Origin of the sequence: Micromonospora sp. URMC 103, from assembly GCF_051386435.1 — a bacterium.
GTDB lineage: Bacteria > Actinomycetota > Actinomycetes > Mycobacteriales > Micromonosporaceae > Micromonospora.
The window spans coordinates 924893-941214 of record NZ_JBPQTR010000004.1 but is presented as its reverse complement, the minus strand read 5'-3'; the positions used below and the strand labels follow the sequence as shown (position 1 = coordinate 941214).

General features: G+C 74.4%; 11 protein-coding genes. 4 read left to right on the top strand and 7 right to left on the bottom strand.

Going from position 1 to position 16322, the window contains the following annotated elements:
- Positions 1-30: 30 nt before the first annotated feature.
- The gene (locus ACSNOA_RS08045) at positions 31-2295 is read right to left on the bottom strand and encodes an EAL domain-containing protein (RefSeq protein ID WP_436657303.1); all 2265 of its coding nucleotides are present in this window, start codon (positions 2293-2295) and stop codon (positions 31-33) included.
- A 522-nt stretch (positions 2296-2817) separates the two neighbouring features.
- Here ACSNOA_RS08045 and ACSNOA_RS08040 point away from each other — a divergent pair.
- On the top strand, positions 2818-3027 hold the full coding sequence (locus ACSNOA_RS08040; protein ID WP_436657302.1) for a helix-turn-helix transcriptional regulator: 210 nt from the start codon (positions 2818-2820) through the stop codon (positions 3025-3027).
- Positions 3028-3079: 52 nt separating this feature from the next.
- Positions 3080-3460 carry a PH domain-containing protein gene (locus tag ACSNOA_RS08035; RefSeq protein ID WP_436657301.1) on the top strand — a complete coding sequence of 127 codons (381 nt, stop codon included), beginning with the start codon at positions 3080-3082 and terminating at the stop codon, positions 3458-3460.
- Here the strand turns inward: ACSNOA_RS08035 and ACSNOA_RS08030 are convergent.
- Positions 3454-4380 (bottom strand): 2-hydroxyacid dehydrogenase, encoded by a 927-nt coding sequence (locus ACSNOA_RS08030; RefSeq protein ID WP_436657300.1) that lies wholly within the window; start codon positions 4378-4380, stop codon positions 3454-3456. The genes ACSNOA_RS08035 and ACSNOA_RS08030 overlap by 7 nt on opposite strands.
- An 84-nt stretch (positions 4381-4464) precedes the next feature.
- Between ACSNOA_RS08030 and ACSNOA_RS08025 the strand changes: the two genes are divergently transcribed.
- A complete protein-coding gene (locus ACSNOA_RS08025) occupies positions 4465-5640 on the top strand; it encodes a PQQ-dependent sugar dehydrogenase (RefSeq protein WP_436657299.1) in 1176 nt (391 codons plus the stop codon).
- A 24-nt stretch (positions 5641-5664) separates the two neighbouring features.
- Positions 5665-7236, top strand: coding sequence for a metallophosphoesterase (locus tag ACSNOA_RS08020; RefSeq protein ID WP_436657298.1), 1572 nt, complete (start codon positions 5665-5667; stop codon positions 7234-7236).
- 148 nt (positions 7237-7384) lie between these two features.
- Here ACSNOA_RS08020 and ACSNOA_RS08015 read toward each other — a convergent pair whose 3' ends face one another.
- The 5 genes from ACSNOA_RS08015 to ACSNOA_RS07995 all read right to left on the bottom strand — a co-directional run bounded on the left by ACSNOA_RS08015 (position 7385) and on the right by ACSNOA_RS07995 (position 16138).
- A complete protein-coding gene (locus tag ACSNOA_RS08015) occupies positions 7385-9745 on the bottom strand; it encodes a transketolase-like TK C-terminal-containing protein (protein WP_436657297.1) in 2361 nt (786 codons plus the stop codon).
- 148 nt (positions 9746-9893) lie between these two features.
- Positions 9894-11393 carry an Asp-tRNA(Asn)/Glu-tRNA(Gln) amidotransferase subunit GatB gene (gene gatB, locus ACSNOA_RS08010; RefSeq protein ID WP_436657296.1) on the bottom strand — a complete coding sequence of 500 codons (1500 nt, stop codon included), beginning with the start codon at positions 11391-11393 and terminating at the stop codon, positions 9894-9896.
- Positions 11394-11406: 13 nt separating this feature from the next.
- Positions 11407-12882 (bottom strand): Asp-tRNA(Asn)/Glu-tRNA(Gln) amidotransferase subunit GatA, encoded by a 1476-nt coding sequence (gatA, locus tag ACSNOA_RS08005; protein ID WP_436657295.1) that lies wholly within the window; start codon positions 12880-12882, stop codon positions 11407-11409.
- A gap of 28 nt (positions 12883-12910) precedes the next feature.
- Positions 12911-13216, bottom strand: coding sequence for an Asp-tRNA(Asn)/Glu-tRNA(Gln) amidotransferase subunit GatC (gene gatC / locus ACSNOA_RS08000; RefSeq protein ID WP_436657294.1), 306 nt, complete (start codon positions 13214-13216; stop codon positions 12911-12913).
- Positions 13217-13381: 165 nt separating this feature from the next.
- Positions 13382-16138: an EAL domain-containing protein gene (locus ACSNOA_RS07995; protein WP_436657293.1), complete on the bottom strand. Its 2757-nt coding sequence runs from the start codon at positions 16136-16138 to the stop codon at positions 13382-13384.
- Positions 16139-16322 lie beyond the last annotated feature (184 nt).

The following is a 16322-nucleotide window of genomic DNA, read 5'->3' as shown; positions in this document are numbered from 1 at the left end:
TCCACCGGCGACCAGCATCGCGCATGCGGTTCAGCGCGACGCCGACGGGAACTCCTCGAGGTACGCCTCGACCCGTTCCGCGGTGACGGGCCGGGCGAGGCCGAAGCCCTGCCCGTACCGGCAGCCGGCCCGGAACGCGCCGTCCACCTGCGCGGGTGACTCCAGGTTCTCGACCACCACCTCGACGCCGAGCCGGTCACCCACGTTCACCACCACGTCGATGAGCGGGCGCGGCGCGTCCGGGGTCGGGTCGACGAGGTCGGCGCCGACCTTGAGCAGGTCGATCGGCAGCCGGCGGAGCTGCGCCAGCGAGGCGTGCTCGGCGCGGAAGTCGTCCAGCGCGGTGCGCACACCGAGCGAGCGCAGCCCGGCCAGCCGGGCGACCACCGTGGACAGGTCCGCGCCGACCCGCGGCTCGGCGACCTCGACCACCAGCCGGTCGGGCGCCACCCCGTACGCGGCCAGGACCGCGGCCGTCCGCTGCACGAAGTCCGGCGTGGTGAGTTCCCCGGTGGTGAGGTTGACCGACATCCACAGGTCGCGGCCGCCCGCGGACCACTCGGCGAGCTGCCGGCAGGCCCGGTCGAGCACCCACCACTCCAGCTCGCCGACGATGCCCAGGTCCTCGGCGACGGGCAGCAGCTCGGGCGGGAGCACCGTGCCGAGCGCGGGGCTGCGCCACCGCAGCAGCGCCTCGGTGCCCACGGGCAGCCGGTCGGCGAGCCCCACGACCGGCTGGTAGACGAGGTCCAGCTCGCCCCGGGCGACCGCGCCGGGCAGCTCCCGTTCCAGGTCGAGCCGCCGGACGAGCTGCTCCTCCAGGAACGCGTCGTACCACTCGACCCGGTCCCGGCCGAGCTGCACGGCCCGCCGCCGGGCCAGGTCGGCCTGGCGCAGCACGTCCTCCGGCCCGTTCGCGGTGACCTCGGCGAGACCGATGCTCACCTGCACCCGGAGCACCGCCCCGCCGAGCCGGTAGGGCTCGGTGAGGGCCGCGAGCAGGCGGGTGCCCAGCGCGTACGCCAGCACCGGCCCGCTGCCGGTGGCCACCGCGAACCCGGACCCGCCGGCCGCGGCGAGCAGGTCCCGCGGGCCGAGGAGCGCGCGGGCCCGACGGACCGCCTCCGCCACGACGTCGTCCCGCAGCGGCGGCGCGGCGCCCGCGGCGTGCAGGTCCACCACCAGCAGCGACCCGGCCGGCACCGGCGCGTTGGCCAGCGCCCCGAGGGCGCGCAGCAGCGCCCGGCGGTCGGCGGGCCGCGCCTTGGACGCGGTCCCGCCGACCGGTGGGCCGGGTGGCGGCTGCTCGGCGACCGGTGGACGCCGCGCGCCGGGCGCGCGTTCGACACGGTGCGGGCGCGTCGACGGCGGGGCGGCGGGGCGCGCGACCCGGCCGCCGGCGCGGAACACCTCGCGGAGCACGAGTGGCGGCACCGCGGCGAGGACGAGCAGCATCGTGACGCGGTCGGGCGGCTGGCCCGATCCGAGCTGCCGCGCCGCGGCCAGCAGGAGCGCCACGGCCGGGACGACCGCGCGCAGCCACACCGGCGCCGACCGCGCGGGCGGCGGGTCGCCCGTGACCGCGCGCTCGACCCCGGCGGCGACCAGCAGCATCCCGAGCACCAACGGTGGTACGGCCAGCAGCGCCCACGCGCCCGCCTCCGGCGCCGACGCGACGACGGCCAGCAGCACGAGCCCGAGCAGGGTGAGCGTGAGGCCGCCCCGGCAGGTGGCCGGACCGGGCCGGCGGTGGACGCCGGTCAGCGCGGTGAGACCGGCCATGGCGAGCACGCCGAGCAGCACCGCCGTGACCAACCGGGCCGGCGTCGGGACCATCGAACGGGGCAGCAGCAGCCAGCCGGCCAGGACGAGGCCGACCGCCGGGGCGCCGGCCTCGGTGAGCCGGCGCCACCGGGTCCGGGCCGCCCGCCGCACCCGGCCGGGCAGCCGGCGCAGGCCGGGGACGGCGAGGGCGGCGACCACGGCCGGGCCGGCTGCGGACGCGATCCGGTGCCACGGCCCCAGCAGCGGGGGGACGGCGGCGGCCAGCCCGGCGGCCACGACGCCGGCGTCGAGCAGGAGGACGGCCGGGCGGGTGGCGGGACGCCCGGCGAGCCGGGACAGGCGTACGCCGGTGAGCGTCGCACCGACCCCGCCGCCGAGGGCGATCGCGGCCGCGGCCGGAAGCGGGCCGGTGACACCGGCGAGGACGAGCAGCGCCACCACCGCCAGCGCGGCGGCCTCCGGCGCGGGGCGGCGACGGACGGGTACGGGTGGGGGCGGGGCGAGGAGCACGGCGGTCGCCTTCGTGAGGGGGCACGGGGGCGGTGCGGGACGCCGGACGAGTCCGGTGCCCAATGTGGGGCAACGACCCGAAACCGCGGGTGGTTACGAGCCACCCACCGCCGCGGGCCGTGACCTCCGTCACCGACCGGCCGGGCAATGCTCAGAACGGGACGGCCGGTTGCCGGCCAGGCGGAGAGCCCGGAGCCGATCCTGTGCCCACCGCAGCGCCGCACACGAGCCGATCCGATCCTCGCACCGCTCGCAGTAACCGAGGATCCAGTGTCGCCGGATGATCCTCTTTGCCACCTCCGGCACCCACTCCGCCCGAGACAGCTCCCGTTCGATCATGACCACCTCCACTCCCGGGCAGGTCCGGGCACGGAACCCCGTTCACGTACCCGGACCGCTCACCGGAGAGCCCCGACCCGTCGCCGGCCGCAGGGCCCATAAGGAACTTGCCCTGCCACACCCAGCAGTGTCAAGTATGACAGCTGTCGTATCTGTCAGTCTCGCGTTGCATAGCGTCGATCCATGGTCCGCAGGCTGTACGGCAGCGCCGAACTACAGGAGCGCCTTGGCGTCTCCCGCGCGCGCATCGTGCAGATCACCAGCCGGCCCGACTTCCCGGCACCGTTCGATCGCCTCGCGGGAGGAGCGGTGTGGCTCGTGGAGGACGTGGAGGCATGGATCGCCGAACACCGGCCGTGGCAGGCGCAGGGCGTCAACCCCGACGAAAGCTGACACGGCCCGGGCCGACCACCGGCCGTACCGTCCGGGGTGGGATCATCGGAGGGTGAGTAAGCCCGCCACCGTCCGCTTCCGGCACAACCAGGCCCTCCTGGCCGCGGCGATCATCGCCTTCATCGGCGCCCTGCCGCTGGCCAACGCCCGGGCGTACCTCGTGCCGGTGCTTCTCGTCCCCCTCGCCGTCGGCATCTGGGCCTGGCGGGCGGGCACCGACGTGGACGCGCGCGAGCTGCGCGTGCGGGCGCTGGTCGGGCAGCGGCGGATTCCGTGGGAGCGGGTGGTCGAGCTGGCCACCGACCCGCGCGGGCGGGCGGTGGCCCGGCTCGACGACGGCCAGCAGGTCGTGCTGCCGGCCGTCCGCGGCGACGACCTGCCCCGCCTGGTCTCGGCCACCGGTCAGGCGCTGCCGGACGCCAGCGCTCAGTAGCCGTCGACCACCGTGTTGATGAGCGGCTGACCCGCCGCGAAACGCCGCACCTGGTCGCCGACCAGCCGGTACGCCCGGGGCAGCAGGCCGCGCACCGACCCCGCGACGTGCGGCGTGAGCAGCACGTTGGGCATCTCCCACAGGGGGTGGTCGGCGGGCAGCGGCTCCGGGTCGGTGACGTCCAGCGCCGCGGAGATCCGCCCCGTGCGCAGCTCCGCCACGAGCGCCTCCGTCCGCGCCACCGGCCCCCGTGCGGCGTTGACCAGCAGCGCGCCGTCCCGCATGGCGGCCAGGAAATCCGCGTCGACGAGCCCGCGGGTCTGCTCGGTGAGCGGCACGAGCAGCACCACCACGTCAGCGTCGGGCAGCAGTCGGGGCAGCTCCTCGACGCCGTGAACCCCCTGCTCCGGCCGGGCCGTCCGGGCCACGAGCGTGAACTCCACCTCGAAGGGGGCGAGCCGGTTGCGTACCGCCGTGCCGATCGAACCGGCGCCGACGATCAGCACCCGCTTGCCGGTCAGCTCGTCGGTGGGAGCGACCCCGTCGTACGCCCACTCCCGGCGGGCCTGCGCCCGCGCGAAGGCCGGAAACGCCCGAAGCTGGGCGAGGATCGCCGTGACGACCCACTCCGCGGTGGACGGGTCGTGGACGCCGCGCGCGTCGCAGAGCGTCACCCCGTGCGGCACCCGGCCGACCCAGGCGTCCGCGCCCGCCGAAAGGAGCTGCACCACCTCGAGGTCGGGCAGCTCGTGCAGGAGCGCTGTCGCGTCCGAACCGGCGAGGAACGGGGGCACCCAGAACCGGACGCCGGCCGGGTCGGACGGCAGCTTGTCGGGGTGGTCGACGACTTCGACGGTGACCTCCGCGGGCAGCTCACCGAGGAGCGCCGGCCCGGCCTCGTGCGGAATCCATACCTTCACGCCCGCCGACGATAGCCCCCGCCGCAGGTGCCCACGCGGGTGCACACCCGGTACGGGACGCGCCGGCGGGCTACCCTGGGCCGGGTGAGCCCCCGTCCCCCGTACCCGCGCACCCGCGCCGCCCGTGGCGCGCTCGCGGCGTCCTGCGCGGCCCTGCTGCTGGCGGCCACCGGATGCAGTTTCGGCGAGCCGGATCCGGACCCGGCCGGCGAGCCTCCGACCTTCCCCACCCCGTCGGCCTCGGCCAGCCCCGGTGGCGCCGGCCAACAGGTGGTGGCCACGGTCCTCGCCAAGGGGCTGCGGGTGCCCTGGGCGATCGGGTTCCTGCCCGACGGCGGGGCCCTCGTGACGGAGCGCGACAGCGGCCGGATCCTCAAGGTCGGGCCCGAGTCCGGGCCCGACGGGCTGCGGGTCAGCGTGGCGCACACCATCACCGACGTGGCCGCGGCCGGCGAGGGCGGGCTGCTCGGCATCGCGGTCTCCCCCGACTACCGGCGGGACCAGACGCTCTTCGTCTACTACACCACCGAGCGGGACAACCGAATCGTCCGGCTGCGGCTCGGCGAGCAGCCCACGCCCATCGTGACCGGCATCCCGAAGGCGAGCGTCCACAACGGGGGCGGGCTGGGCTTCGGTCCCGACGGGCAGCTCTACGCGAGCACCGGGGACGCCGGGCAGCGCCCGAACTCGCAGGACGTCAAGAGCCTCGGCGGCAAGATCCTGCGGATCACCCGTGACGGCAAACCGGCCCCCGGCAACCCGTTCCCCGGCTCGCCCGTCTGGTCGCTCGGGCACCGCAACGTGCAGGGCTTCGCCTGGGACGACGCCAAGCGCATGTACGCGGTGGAGTTCGGTCAGAACACGTGGGACGAGATCAACCGCATCGACGAGGGAAAGAACTACGGCTGGCCGGAGGTGGAGGGGCGCAGCGACGACAAGCGCTTCGTGAACCCGCTCACCCAGTGGTCGACGGCGGACGCCTCCTGCTCCGGGCTGGCCGCCGTGGAACGGCTCCTAGTCACCGCCTGCCTGCGCGGCGAGCGGCTCTGGGTGGTCGAGCTGACCGACACGGGCACGATGCTCGGCCAGCCGCGTGAGCTGCTCACCAACCGCTACGGGCGGTTGCGGGCGGTGGCCGCCGCCCCCGACGGATCCATCTGGGTGACCACCTCCAACCATGACGGCCGGGGCCAGCCGACGCCGGAGGACGACCGGATCCTGCGGTTGGTCTTCGCCGACGGTGGCGCGGGCCGGAGCTGACCGGAACGGATCAGAATCGTCAGCATGGACGGGGACAAGAACGAGCAGACCCCCGCCGCGGGTGAGACCCCGGCGGGCGCGCGCCGCCGCCCCTGGCCGCTGCGCCGCGGCGCCACCGGGGGCGGTGCGCGCCGTCCCCTGCGCCTGGCCGGGTTGACCCTGGCGGTGCTGCTGGTCACCCTGGCCGGCGTGGTGGCCGGCGTCCTCGCCGGCGGCCGGGTCGACACCGACATCGGGCCGTTCCAGGCCACCCTCACCCTCACCCCGGACACGTCCGGCGGCACCACGGTCGACATCCCGCCGCTCGGCGCGCTGCTGATCGACAGCCACGACGGGCCCACCCACCTCACGGTCCGGCTCGGCGCGCTCGACCAGATGCGCACCGAGGCGCTGATCGACGACCCCGCGAGCATCCAGCGAGCGAGCATCTCCGCCGTCGAGGACGTGCGGTCCGGCGTCATGCGGCTCGGGCTGCGCACCGTGGCGTCCGCGGTGCTGGCCACGCTGCTGCTTGCCGCCCTGGTGTTCCGCAACGTCCGCCGCACCGCCCTGTCCGGGGCCCTGGCGCTCGTGGTCAGCCTCGGCAGCCTGGGCGCGGCCGCGGGGACGCTGCGCCCGGGGGCGATCGAGGAGCCCCGGTACGAGGGCCTACTCGTCAACGCGCCGGCGATCGTGGGTGACGCCCGGCGGATCGCCAACGACTACACCCGGTACGCCGAGCAGCTCCAGCGGCTCGTGGGCAACGTGAGCCAGCTCTACACGACCGTGTCGGGCCTGCCGGTGTTCGAGCCGGCGCCGGACACGACCCGGGTGCTGCACGTCTCCGACATGCACCTCAACCCGACGGGCTGGTCGCTCATCCGCACGGTGGTGGAGCAGTTCGACATCGACGTGGTCGTCGACACCGGCGACATCACCGACTGGGGCAGCGAGCCCGAGGCGTCGTTCGTCGGGTCGATCGGGGTGCTGAAACGGCCGTACGTCTACATCCGGGGCAACCACGACTCGGGCCGTACGGCCGCGGCGGTGGCGCGGCAGCCCAACGCGATCGTGCTGAACAACTCGACCACCACGGTGGCCGGGCTCACCATCGCCGGCATCGGCGACCCCCGCTTCACCCCCGACAAGAACACCTCACCGGCCGGGAGCGGGCTCACGAAGCCGGTGGCCGAGCAGGTCATCGGCGTGGGTGAGCAACTCGCCGACACGGTCCGCAACTCGCCGCGGCCCGTGAACATCGCGCTGGTGCACGACCCGGCCTCCGCCGGGCCGCTCTCCGGCACCTGCCCGCTCGTGCTGGCCGGTCACACCCACACCCGGCAGGTCTCGAAGCTGCCGCAGCAGCCGGGGTTGATGCCGACCCAGTTGTTCGTGGAGGGCTCCACGGGCGGCGCCGGGCTGCGCGGGCTCGAGGGCGAGAAGCCCACTCCGCTGTCGATGAGCGTCCTCTACTTCGACAAGGACAAGCTGCTCCAGGCGTACGACGACATCACCGTCGGCGGCACCGGGCAGGCCCAGGTGAACCTGGAACGCCACGTCATCAACGACCCCCGCGCCGGCGACCAGGTCCCGATAACCCCAACCCCCACGCGCTGACCCCCCCCCCGGGGCGCGCCGTGCGACGCGCCCGACACGCCCACGCCGTCGATCATGCAGTTGTGGTGGGGGACGTAAGGCGCCGATGCCCACACACCGGGCACCACAACTGCATGATCGCGCGGGGCAGGGCAGGGCGGGGCGGGGCTCAGCGGCGTAGGGAGAGGGCTGCGAGGGCGGCGTTCACGATGCTGCCGGGGAGCAGGTCGTGCAGCTCGTACAGCTCGGTCACGCTGCCCGACTGGCCGAACTCGTCCACGCCGAGCGGCACCGCCGGCACCCCCAGCGCCGAGCCGAGCCACGCCATGGCATGCGAGGCGGCGTCGTGCACGGTCACGATCGGCGCCCGGTCGTCGAAGGCGGACCGGAGCGCGCTGGGCACGCTCGGCACGGTGGCCGTGCGGACGCCCTGCCGCAGCGTGCGCTGCCAGGCCCGGTAGATCCGGTCCAGCGAGGTGATGTCCACGACGTGCGCGGCGATGCCCTCGTCCGCCAGCTCCGCCGCCGCGGCCAGCACCTCGGGCAGCACCGCCCCGGAGGCGGCGAGCTGCACCACCGGCGCGTCGGCCAGGTGCGGGTACGCCTGGTGGGCGTCGACGAGCCGGTACGCCCCTGCGACCACCTGCCGGCGCAGCACCGCGTCACCGAGCCGGGCGCGGGCCGCCTCGAACGGCGCCTGGTCCAGCGGTCGGGTGCTGAGCCGGAAGTAGTACGCGCCGTCCTCGGCCGGCGCCGCCGTGGCCGACGGGGCCGTTCCGGCGGCGATCTGGCCGAGCGCGTCGCAGAGCAGCCAGTCGAGCGTCACGGCGTACGCCGGCTCGACGAACGTCACCCCGGGCAGCTCCAGACCGACCGAGGCGGTGATCGTCGACTGGTGGGCGCCGCCCTCGGGGGCGAGCGTGATCCCGGAGGGCGTGCCGGCCACCACGAACCGGGAGCCGGAGTACGTGCCGTAGAGGAACGCGTCGAGGCCACGCAGCACGAACGGGTCGTAGACCGTGCCGACCGGCAGCAGCGGCTGCCCCGACAGGTCCCAGGCGAGGCCGAGCTGGCCCAGCAGCAGGAACAGGTTCATCTCCGAGATGCCCAGCTCGATGTGCTGGCCGGCGGGGCTCTCGGTCCACCGCAGCATCCGGTCCTCGGTCCACGAGCGCTGCTCGGTCGGGGCGAACACCCCGGTCTTGTTGATGAACCCGGCGAGGTTGGTGGAGGTGGCTACGTCCGGGGCGGTGGTCACCAGGTAGCGGCCCACCTCGGGGTCGCGGGCCAGGTCCACGAGGACGCGGCCGAAGACCTCCTGGGTGGAGATCGGCTTGTTGGCGCGTACCCGCGTGGTCTCCGGGACGGTGACCCCCAGCGCACGCTCGCGCGGCGGTCGGGACAGCGCCTCCCGGCGCTCGCCGGCCCGGATGCCGGCCGGGGTCGCCGGGTCGAGCCGGTCCCACTCGGTCTCCGGGGTGAGGCCGTGCGCGGCGCGCAGCGCGTCGACCTGTTCGGTGGTGAGCAGCGCCGAGTGGTTGCGCGGATTGCCGGCGATGGGCAGACCCCACCCCTTCACCGTGTACGCGAACACGACGCTGGGCCGGTCGGTGACCGCGTCGCACTGGGCGTACGCGTCGAGCAGCGCCGCGAGGTCGTGCCCGCCGAGGTCGGTGACGAGCGGGCCCAGCTCGTCGTCGGGGATGTCGGCGACGAACGTGGCGACCGACTCCGGCGCCCCGTCGAGGAACTGTTTGCGCAGCGCCGGCCCGGCCAGCCCGAACAGCGACTGGTACTGCTCGTTGGGCATGGCGTCGATCCAGTCCCGCAGCGCCTCGCCGCCCGGCCGCCCGTACGCCTCGGCGAGCCGGCGGCCGTACTTGACCTCCACCACGTGCCAGCCGGCCGCCTCGAACTGGCCACGCCACTGGTTGATCCGCACACCGGGGACCACGCGGTCCAGCGACTGGCGGTTGAAGTCGACGAGCCACATCACGTCGCCCAGCCCGGTGGTCGCCGGGTCGGCCACGGCCTCCCAGATGTTGCCCTCGTCCAGCTCGGCGTCACCGATCAGGGCGATGAAGCGGGACCGGGGCCGGGGGCCGAAGTGCGCGTCCACGTAGCGCCGCGTGGCCGCCGCGAACAGGGGCGCCGCGGCGCCGAGACCCACCGATCCGGTGGAGAAGTCCACCTCGTCCGGGTCCTTGGTGCGCGACGGGTACGACTGGAGGCCGCCCCGGGCGCGCAGCCGGGTCAGGTACGACCGGTCCAGGTTGCCGAGCAGGTACTGGATGGCGTGGAAGACCGGGGACGCGTGGGGCTTCACGGCGACCCGGTCGGCGGCGTCCAGGTGCGCGAACCAGAGCGCGGTCATCGCGGTGACCAGCGAGGCGCTGGACGCCTGGTGCCCGCCGACCTTCACCCCGTCGCCGGTGTCCCGGTCGTGGTTGGCGGCGTCCACGATGCGGGTGGCGAGCCAGAGCACCCGCCGCTGGATGTCGTCGAGGACGTCGAGGTCGTGCTGGTTCACGGAAACTCCATCCGGGCGTCGCCGTTGACGCCCTGCCGAGGGGTGGCGCCGAAACGCGTCGATCATGAGGTTGACGGCGGTCCGCGGATCGGCGACTGCCACCAACCTCATGATCAACGGGTCGGCACGGGGATGGGAGGTGGGCGGGTCAGCCTTCCACGCCCAGGCGGGCCAGGATCAGGTCACGGACCGTCTTGGCGTCGGCCTGGCCGCGGGTGCTCTTCATGACCGCGCCGACCAGCGCGCCGGCCGCCGCCACCTTGCCGCTGCGGACCTTGTCGGCGATGGCCGCGTTGGCGGCGATCGCCTCGTCCACGGCGGCCGTGAGCGCGCCCGTGTCCGACACCACCCCGAGGTTACGGTTGCTCATGATCTCGGTCGGCGAGCCCTCGCCGGCCACCACGCCCTCGAGCACCGTACGGGCCAGCTTGTCGTTCAGCTTGCCGGCGTCCACGAGGCCCTGAAGCTCGGCCACCTGGGCCGGCGTGGCCCCGACGTCGGCCAGCTCCACACCGGTCTCGTTGGCCCGCCGGGACAGCTCGCCGAGCCACCACTTCCGCGCCGCGGCCGGGGTCGCGCCCGCCGCCACGGTCTCCTCGATCAGCTCGACCGCGCCCGCGTTGAGCACCGACTGCATGTCCAGGTCAGACAGCCCCCACTGCTCCTGGAGCCGCCTCCGGTGCACCCGGGGCAGCTCCGGCAGGGCCGCCTTCAGCTCGGCCACCCACGCCGGGTCCGGCGCGAGGGGCACGAGGTCCGGCTCCGGGAAGTACCGGTAGTCGGTCGCCGTCTCCTTCGAGCGGCCCGGGGTGGTGTCCCCGGTGTCCTCGTGGAAGTGCCGGGTCTCCTGCGTGATCCGGCCGCCCGCGTCGAGCACCGACGCCTGCCGCAGCATCTCCGAGCGGACCGCCCGCTCCACCGACCGCAGCGAGTTGACGTTCTTCGTCTCGGTGCGCGTGCCCCACTCCTCGCCGGGCAGGTTCAGCGACGTGTTGACGTCGCAGCGCAGCGAACCCTCCTCCATCCGGACGTCGGAGACGCCCAGCGAGCGGATCACGTCACGCAGCTCGGTCACGTACGCCCGGGCCACGTCGGGGGCGAGCGCCCCGGTGCCGGGGATCGGCTTCGTGACGATCTCCACGAGCGGGATGCCGGCCCGGTTGTAGTCGACCAGCGACTCGGTGGCGCCGTGGATCCGGCCGGTGGCGCCGCCCACGTGCAGCGTCTTGCCGGTGTCCTCCTCCAGGTGCACCCGCTCGATGCCGATGCGCACGGTCTCGCCGTTCACCTCGACGTCCAGGTAGCCGTCGACGCAGAGCGGCTCGTCGTACTGGCTGATCTGGAAGTTCTTCGGCATGTCCGGGTAGAAGTAGTTCTTCCGGGCGAACCGGCACCACTCGGCGATGGAGCAGTTGAGCGCGAGGCCGATCCGGATCGTCGCCTCGATGGCCGCCTTGTTGGCCACCGGCAGCGAGCCGGGCAGGCCCAGGCAGACCGGGCAGACCCGGGTGTTCGGCTCGCCGCCGAAGTCGGTCGGGCAGCCGCAGAACATCTTCGTCCGGGTGCCCAGCTCGACGTGGGTCTCCAGGCCGATCACCGGTTCGTAGCGCGCCACGACCTCGTCGTACGCGGGCAGTGTCGTCGTCATCGGTGCTCCTGCCTCACAGTGCCGGTGGGGTGAACGTGCCGACGGCGCTCTCCAGCGCGGCGGCGACCCGGTACATCCGGTCGTCGGCCATCGTCGGGGCCATGACCTGCAGGCCGACCGGCAGCCCGTCGGACAGGCCGCACGGCACGGAGATGCCGGGCCCGCCGTACAGGTTCGTCGGGATGGTGAACAGGTCGGCCAGGTACATCTGGTACGGGTCGGAGGTGCGCGCGCCGATCGGGAACGCCACGAACGGGGTGGTCGGCGAGATCAACGCATCCACCCGCTCGAACGCCGCCGTGAAGTCGCGGCTGATCAGCGTACGGACCTTCTGGGCCTGCCCGTAGTAGGCGTCGTAGTAGCCCGACGAGAGCGCGTACGTGCCGAGCATGATCCGGCGCTTGACCTCCGGGCCGAAGCCTGCCTCCCGGGTCAGCGACATGACCTCCTCGAGCGACCGGGTGCCGTCGTCGCCGACCCGCAGCCCGAACCGAACCCCGTCGAAGCGGGCCAGGTTGGAGGAGCACTCGCTCGGCGCGATGAGGTAGTAGGCCGGCAGCGCGTACGTGAAGTGCGGGCAGGAGATCTCCACGATCTCCGCGCCCAGCTTGGTGAGCGTGTCGACCGCGTCCCGGAAGACCGCCAGCACGCCCGGCTCCGCGCCCTCGCCGGCGAACTCGGTCACGATGCCGAGCTTCACACCGGTCAGGTCACCGCTCGCGCCCTGCCTCGCGGCCGCCACCACGGCCGGCACCGGCTGCGGGATGGACGTCGAGTCACGCGGGTCGTGCCCCCCGATCGCCTCGTGCAGCAGCGCGGCGTCCAGCACCGTACGCGCGCACGGGCCGGGCGTGTCCAGCGACGAGGAGAACGCCACCAGACCGTAGCGGGAGGTGCCGCCGTACGTCGGCTTCGCCCCGACGGTGCCGGTGACCGCGCCCGGCTGGCGGATCGAGCCGCCCGTGTCCGAGCCGATGGCGAGCGGCGCCTCGTACGCGGCGATGGCCGCCGAACTGCCGCCACCGGAGCCGCCGGGGATCCGGTCGAGATCCCACGGGTTGCGGGTCGGCCCGTACGCCGAGTATTCCGTGGAGGAGCCCATGGCGAACTCGTCCATGTTCGTCTTGCCGAGCATCACCGTGCCGGCGGCGCGCAGCCGCTCGACGATCGTCGCGTCGTACGGCGGGCGCCAGCCCTCCAGGATCTTCGACCCGACCGTGGTGGGCACGCCCTTCGTGGCGAGCACGTCCTTCACGGCCACCGGCACCCCGGCGAGGGGGCCGAGCGGCTCGCCGGCCGCACGGCGCTCGTCCACGGCGCGGGCGGCGGCCAGCGCGCCCTCACCGTCGACGTGCAGGAACGCGTGCACCCGGTCGTCGACCGCGGCGATGCGGTCGAGGTGGGCCTGGGTGACCTCGACGGCGGAGGCCTCCCCGCCGGCCACCAGGGCGGCGATCTCCGCCGCGGTCTTCGTGGTCAGGTCGCTCATGCCGCCTCACTTCGCTCGCTGCGCCCGCTCATGACGCGAGGTCCTCGTTCAGGATCCGGGGGACGCGGAACCGCTGCTGGTCGGCGTCCGGCGCGCCCGACAGCGCCTCCTCGGGGGTGAGGCACGGCGTCTCGACGTCCTCGCGGAGGACGTTCGTGAGCGGCACCGAGTGCGAGGTCGGCGGGATGTCCGCGGCGGCGACCTTGCCGACCTGGGCGACCGCCTGGAGGATCACGTCGAGCTGGTTGGCGAACGTGTCCAGCTCCTCCTCGGTGACGGCGAGCCGCGACAGGCGCGCGAGGTGCGCGACCTCCTCGCGGGAGATGGCGGCCATCGGTGCCCCCTTCGTGAAACGGTCCAGTGTCCGGCCGGTGTGCCGACCGCACGGCCATGGTGCGTGACGCGCGGTGACCGGAGCGAGTCTATTGTTCCGCGCCGGCCCGACGTCCCCGACTCCCCCTCCGTCCCCGCCCGGCGGCGCCTCCGCCCGGCGTACGGGTCACCGTGCGTGCCGGCGCCGGGTGTCCGGGTCCGGGCCGCCGGTGGGACGGACCGGCCGGTACCGGGCCAACCACGCGACAAGCTCCTCCGCCGGCATGGGCCGGGCGTAGAACCAGCCCTGGGCGGCGTCGCAGCCGGCCGCGTACAGCATGCGCCAGGTGCGTTCGTCCTCCACGCCCTCGGCGACCACCCGCAGCCCGAGCGCGCCGGCCAGCTCGATCATGGACCGGACGATCGCCGCGTCGTCGGCGTCCTCCGCCATCCCGAGCACGAAGCTGCGGTCGACCTTGACCTCGGAGAGCGGCAACCGGCGCAGGTGTTGCAGCGAGGAGTACCCGGTGCCGAAGTCGTCCAGCGAGATGGCCACCCCGATCCGGTGCAACCGGGAGATGGTGGCCAGCACCCGCCGGGGGTCGGCCATGAGCGCCCCCTCGGTGATCTCCAGTTGCAGCCGCTCGGGCGGTACGCCGAACCGCGCCAGCCGGTCGGCGATCTGGTCGGCGATCTCGCCGGTGTGCAGGTCGCGCACGCTCACGTTCAGCGCGGCGCGCAGTCCGATGCCGGCGGCCGACCACTTGGCCAACTGTTCCACGACGTCGTCGACCACCCGTCGGGTGAGCAGCCGCATCACGGCGCTCTGCTCGGCGACCCGGATCAGCTCCTCCGGGTCGACCATCCCGCGCCGCGGGTGCCGCCAGCGCAGCAGCGCCTCGACGCCCACCACCTCGCCCGTGGCGATGGCGACCTGCGGCTGGTAGTACATGGTGATCTCGCCGACGTCGGCGGCGTGGTCGGCGTCGGTCCCCCGTGCGCCGGCCCGCCCCCGGGTCCCGCGCCCCGTCGGAAGCGGGTCGGCCCCGGCGAGGGCGGTCTGCTCGGCCCCGGCTGGGGCGGCGGCCGGTCCGGTCACGGGCTCGCCCACGGCCGGTCCCGTCGCGGGCTCGCCCCCGACGGTCCGTGGCGTCGTACCGGCGGTCGTTTCCGTCCCGGCGTCGGCGCTCAGTCGTCCGTCACCGTGCTCGACCGCGGCGCCCCGGTGAGCCGGCTCGGCCGTCGGGGCACGGCCGTTGACCGGCCGCCGGTCGAGGACCGGGCCGCGGTTCACCACCGCCCCGCCGGTGCGGCCGGCACGCCGGCGGATCGGGTCGGCGCCGGCAACGATCCGGCTTATCAGCTCGTCGTCGGGCACCGGGTCCGGACGCCGGCCGCGCCGCCGCGGCCACCACCGGCCCGTCCGGCTTCCCGCCACCGCGGCGACGGACAGCCCCGGCCCGCCGCGGGCGTCGGCGGGCGTACGGAGCGCCGCGCCGTCCCCGCCACGCGTTCCCCCGGAGACGAGGGGCGCCTTCGCCGACGCGGAAGCGGCAGACGACTCCCGGTCGGGTGGGCTCTCCCCGCCGGGGCTGTCGCCCACCGTCCGGTCGACGTCGGCCGGGTCGTCGAGCACGGGGCCGACCTCCAGCACCCGGCGCAGGTCCGCGAGGAGGCCCAGGCGCTCGGCGGAGTTGTGGTCGGACTCCGCGGCGTAGACCGCCACCGTGTCGTTGCGGTGCTTCGCGTCGTACATCGCCACGTCCGCGTGGCGCATGAGGGTCGCGAAGTCCTCGCCGTGCTCCGGGTAGAGCGCGATCCCGATGGACCCGCCCACGTCCAGCGGCAGCCCGTCGAGCGGCACCGGCTCGGCGAGCGTACGGACCACCCGGTCGGCCAGCTCGCGGGCCTCGGTGACGTCCCGCAGACCCGTCATCACGATGGCGAACTCGTCCCCACCGAGCCGGGCCACCATCTCCCGGCCGGCCACCAGCGCCGTCAACCGCTGGCTGACCTCCACCAGCAGCCGGTCCCCCACCGCGTGGCCGAGCGCGTCGTTGACGTTTTTGAACCGGTCCAGGTCGATGAGCAGCAGCGCGAGGCGCCCGTCCGGTGCGCCCCTTGCGGAGCGCTCGGCGTGCAGGTGCACCTGCTCGGCGACCTCGGCGAGCAGCGCCTTGCGGTTGGGCAGGCCGGTGAGCGGGTCCAGGGAGGCGAGCTGTTGCTGCTCGACCGTGAGCCGGGCCATCCGGTAGACGGCGAACAGCGGCACCAGCACCAGCGGGATCAGCGCCGCGCTGGTGCGGGCCGCGGCCACCAGCACCGGGGCGAGCAGCAGCAGCGACCCGGTGGAGAGCAGTTCGAAGCCGAGCCCCTGCCGGAAGCTCGGCCACCACCGCTCACCGAAGCGCAGCCGCACCGCCATGCTCACCAGCACGTAGTTGACCACGAACCAGGCCACCGTGGCGCCGCCGACGGCCGCCACGTCGGAGCCGTGCAGCGCGCCGCCGGAGAAGACGGTGCCGGGCCCGAGGCGGGTGACGGCGTACGCGGCGGCCAGGGCGCACGCGTACTGGCCGACGTTGAACGCCGTCCGCCACGCCGCGTGGCGCAGCCGCCAGCCGGAGACCACCACGGCGACCGCCTGCACGGCCACCGCCGGGCCCAAGCCCCAGCCGAGGAGGATCGCGAAGGTGAAGCAGGTGGACGGGAAGACCGCCGAGGACTGTCGTCGGCCCGGTGGCACGAAGGGGCGGGCGTCGCACACCACGGCGAGCACCGCCATGGTCCAGAACGCCACCGGCATCCGGGGCAGCAGCTCCGGCAACGTCACCAGTGGACCGACGGTGACGAGCACCGCCAGGGCCAGGACGCCCGCGATGAAGGCGCCGAACGGCGCCACCCGCCCCGGCGGGACGACGTTGCGCGGGTCGGCGACCTCCATCACACCCTCCCGGACAACGGTCGGCGTGCCCGTGCACACGCCGTGCACCAATGAAACGCCCTCGATGCCGCAGTTCCCGGTATGACAGTCACGAATCGGTCGTAGTCGTAATTAACTTGGTATACGCCTCCGCGCGCTCGCCGGCACCGGGAGCGGGCGAAACTCCTCGCCCAGCCGTGATCGA

Excerpts from the sequence above, each read along its gene's own strand:
- ACSNOA_RS07995 (WP_436657293.1), bottom strand. The coding sequence starts at position 16,138 with ATGGAGGTCGCCGACCCGCGCAACGTCGTCCCGCCGGGGCGGGTGGCG.
- ACSNOA_RS08020 (WP_436657298.1), top strand. The coding sequence starts at position 5,665 with ATGGACGGGGACAAGAACGAGCAGACCCCCGCCGCGGGTGAGACCCCG.
- gatA (WP_436657295.1), bottom strand. The coding sequence starts at position 12,882 with ATGAGCGACCTGACCACGAAGACCGCGGCGGAGATCGCCGCCCTGGTG.
- gatC (WP_436657294.1), bottom strand. The coding sequence starts at position 13,216 with ATGGCCGCCATCTCCCGCGAGGAGGTCGCGCACCTCGCGCGCCTGTCG.
- ACSNOA_RS08040 (WP_436657302.1), top strand. The coding sequence starts at position 2,818 with ATGGTCCGCAGGCTGTACGGCAGCGCCGAACTACAGGAGCGCCTTGGC.
- gatB (WP_436657296.1), bottom strand. The coding sequence starts at position 11,393 with ATGACGACGACACTGCCCGCGTACGACGAGGTCGTGGCGCGCTACGAA.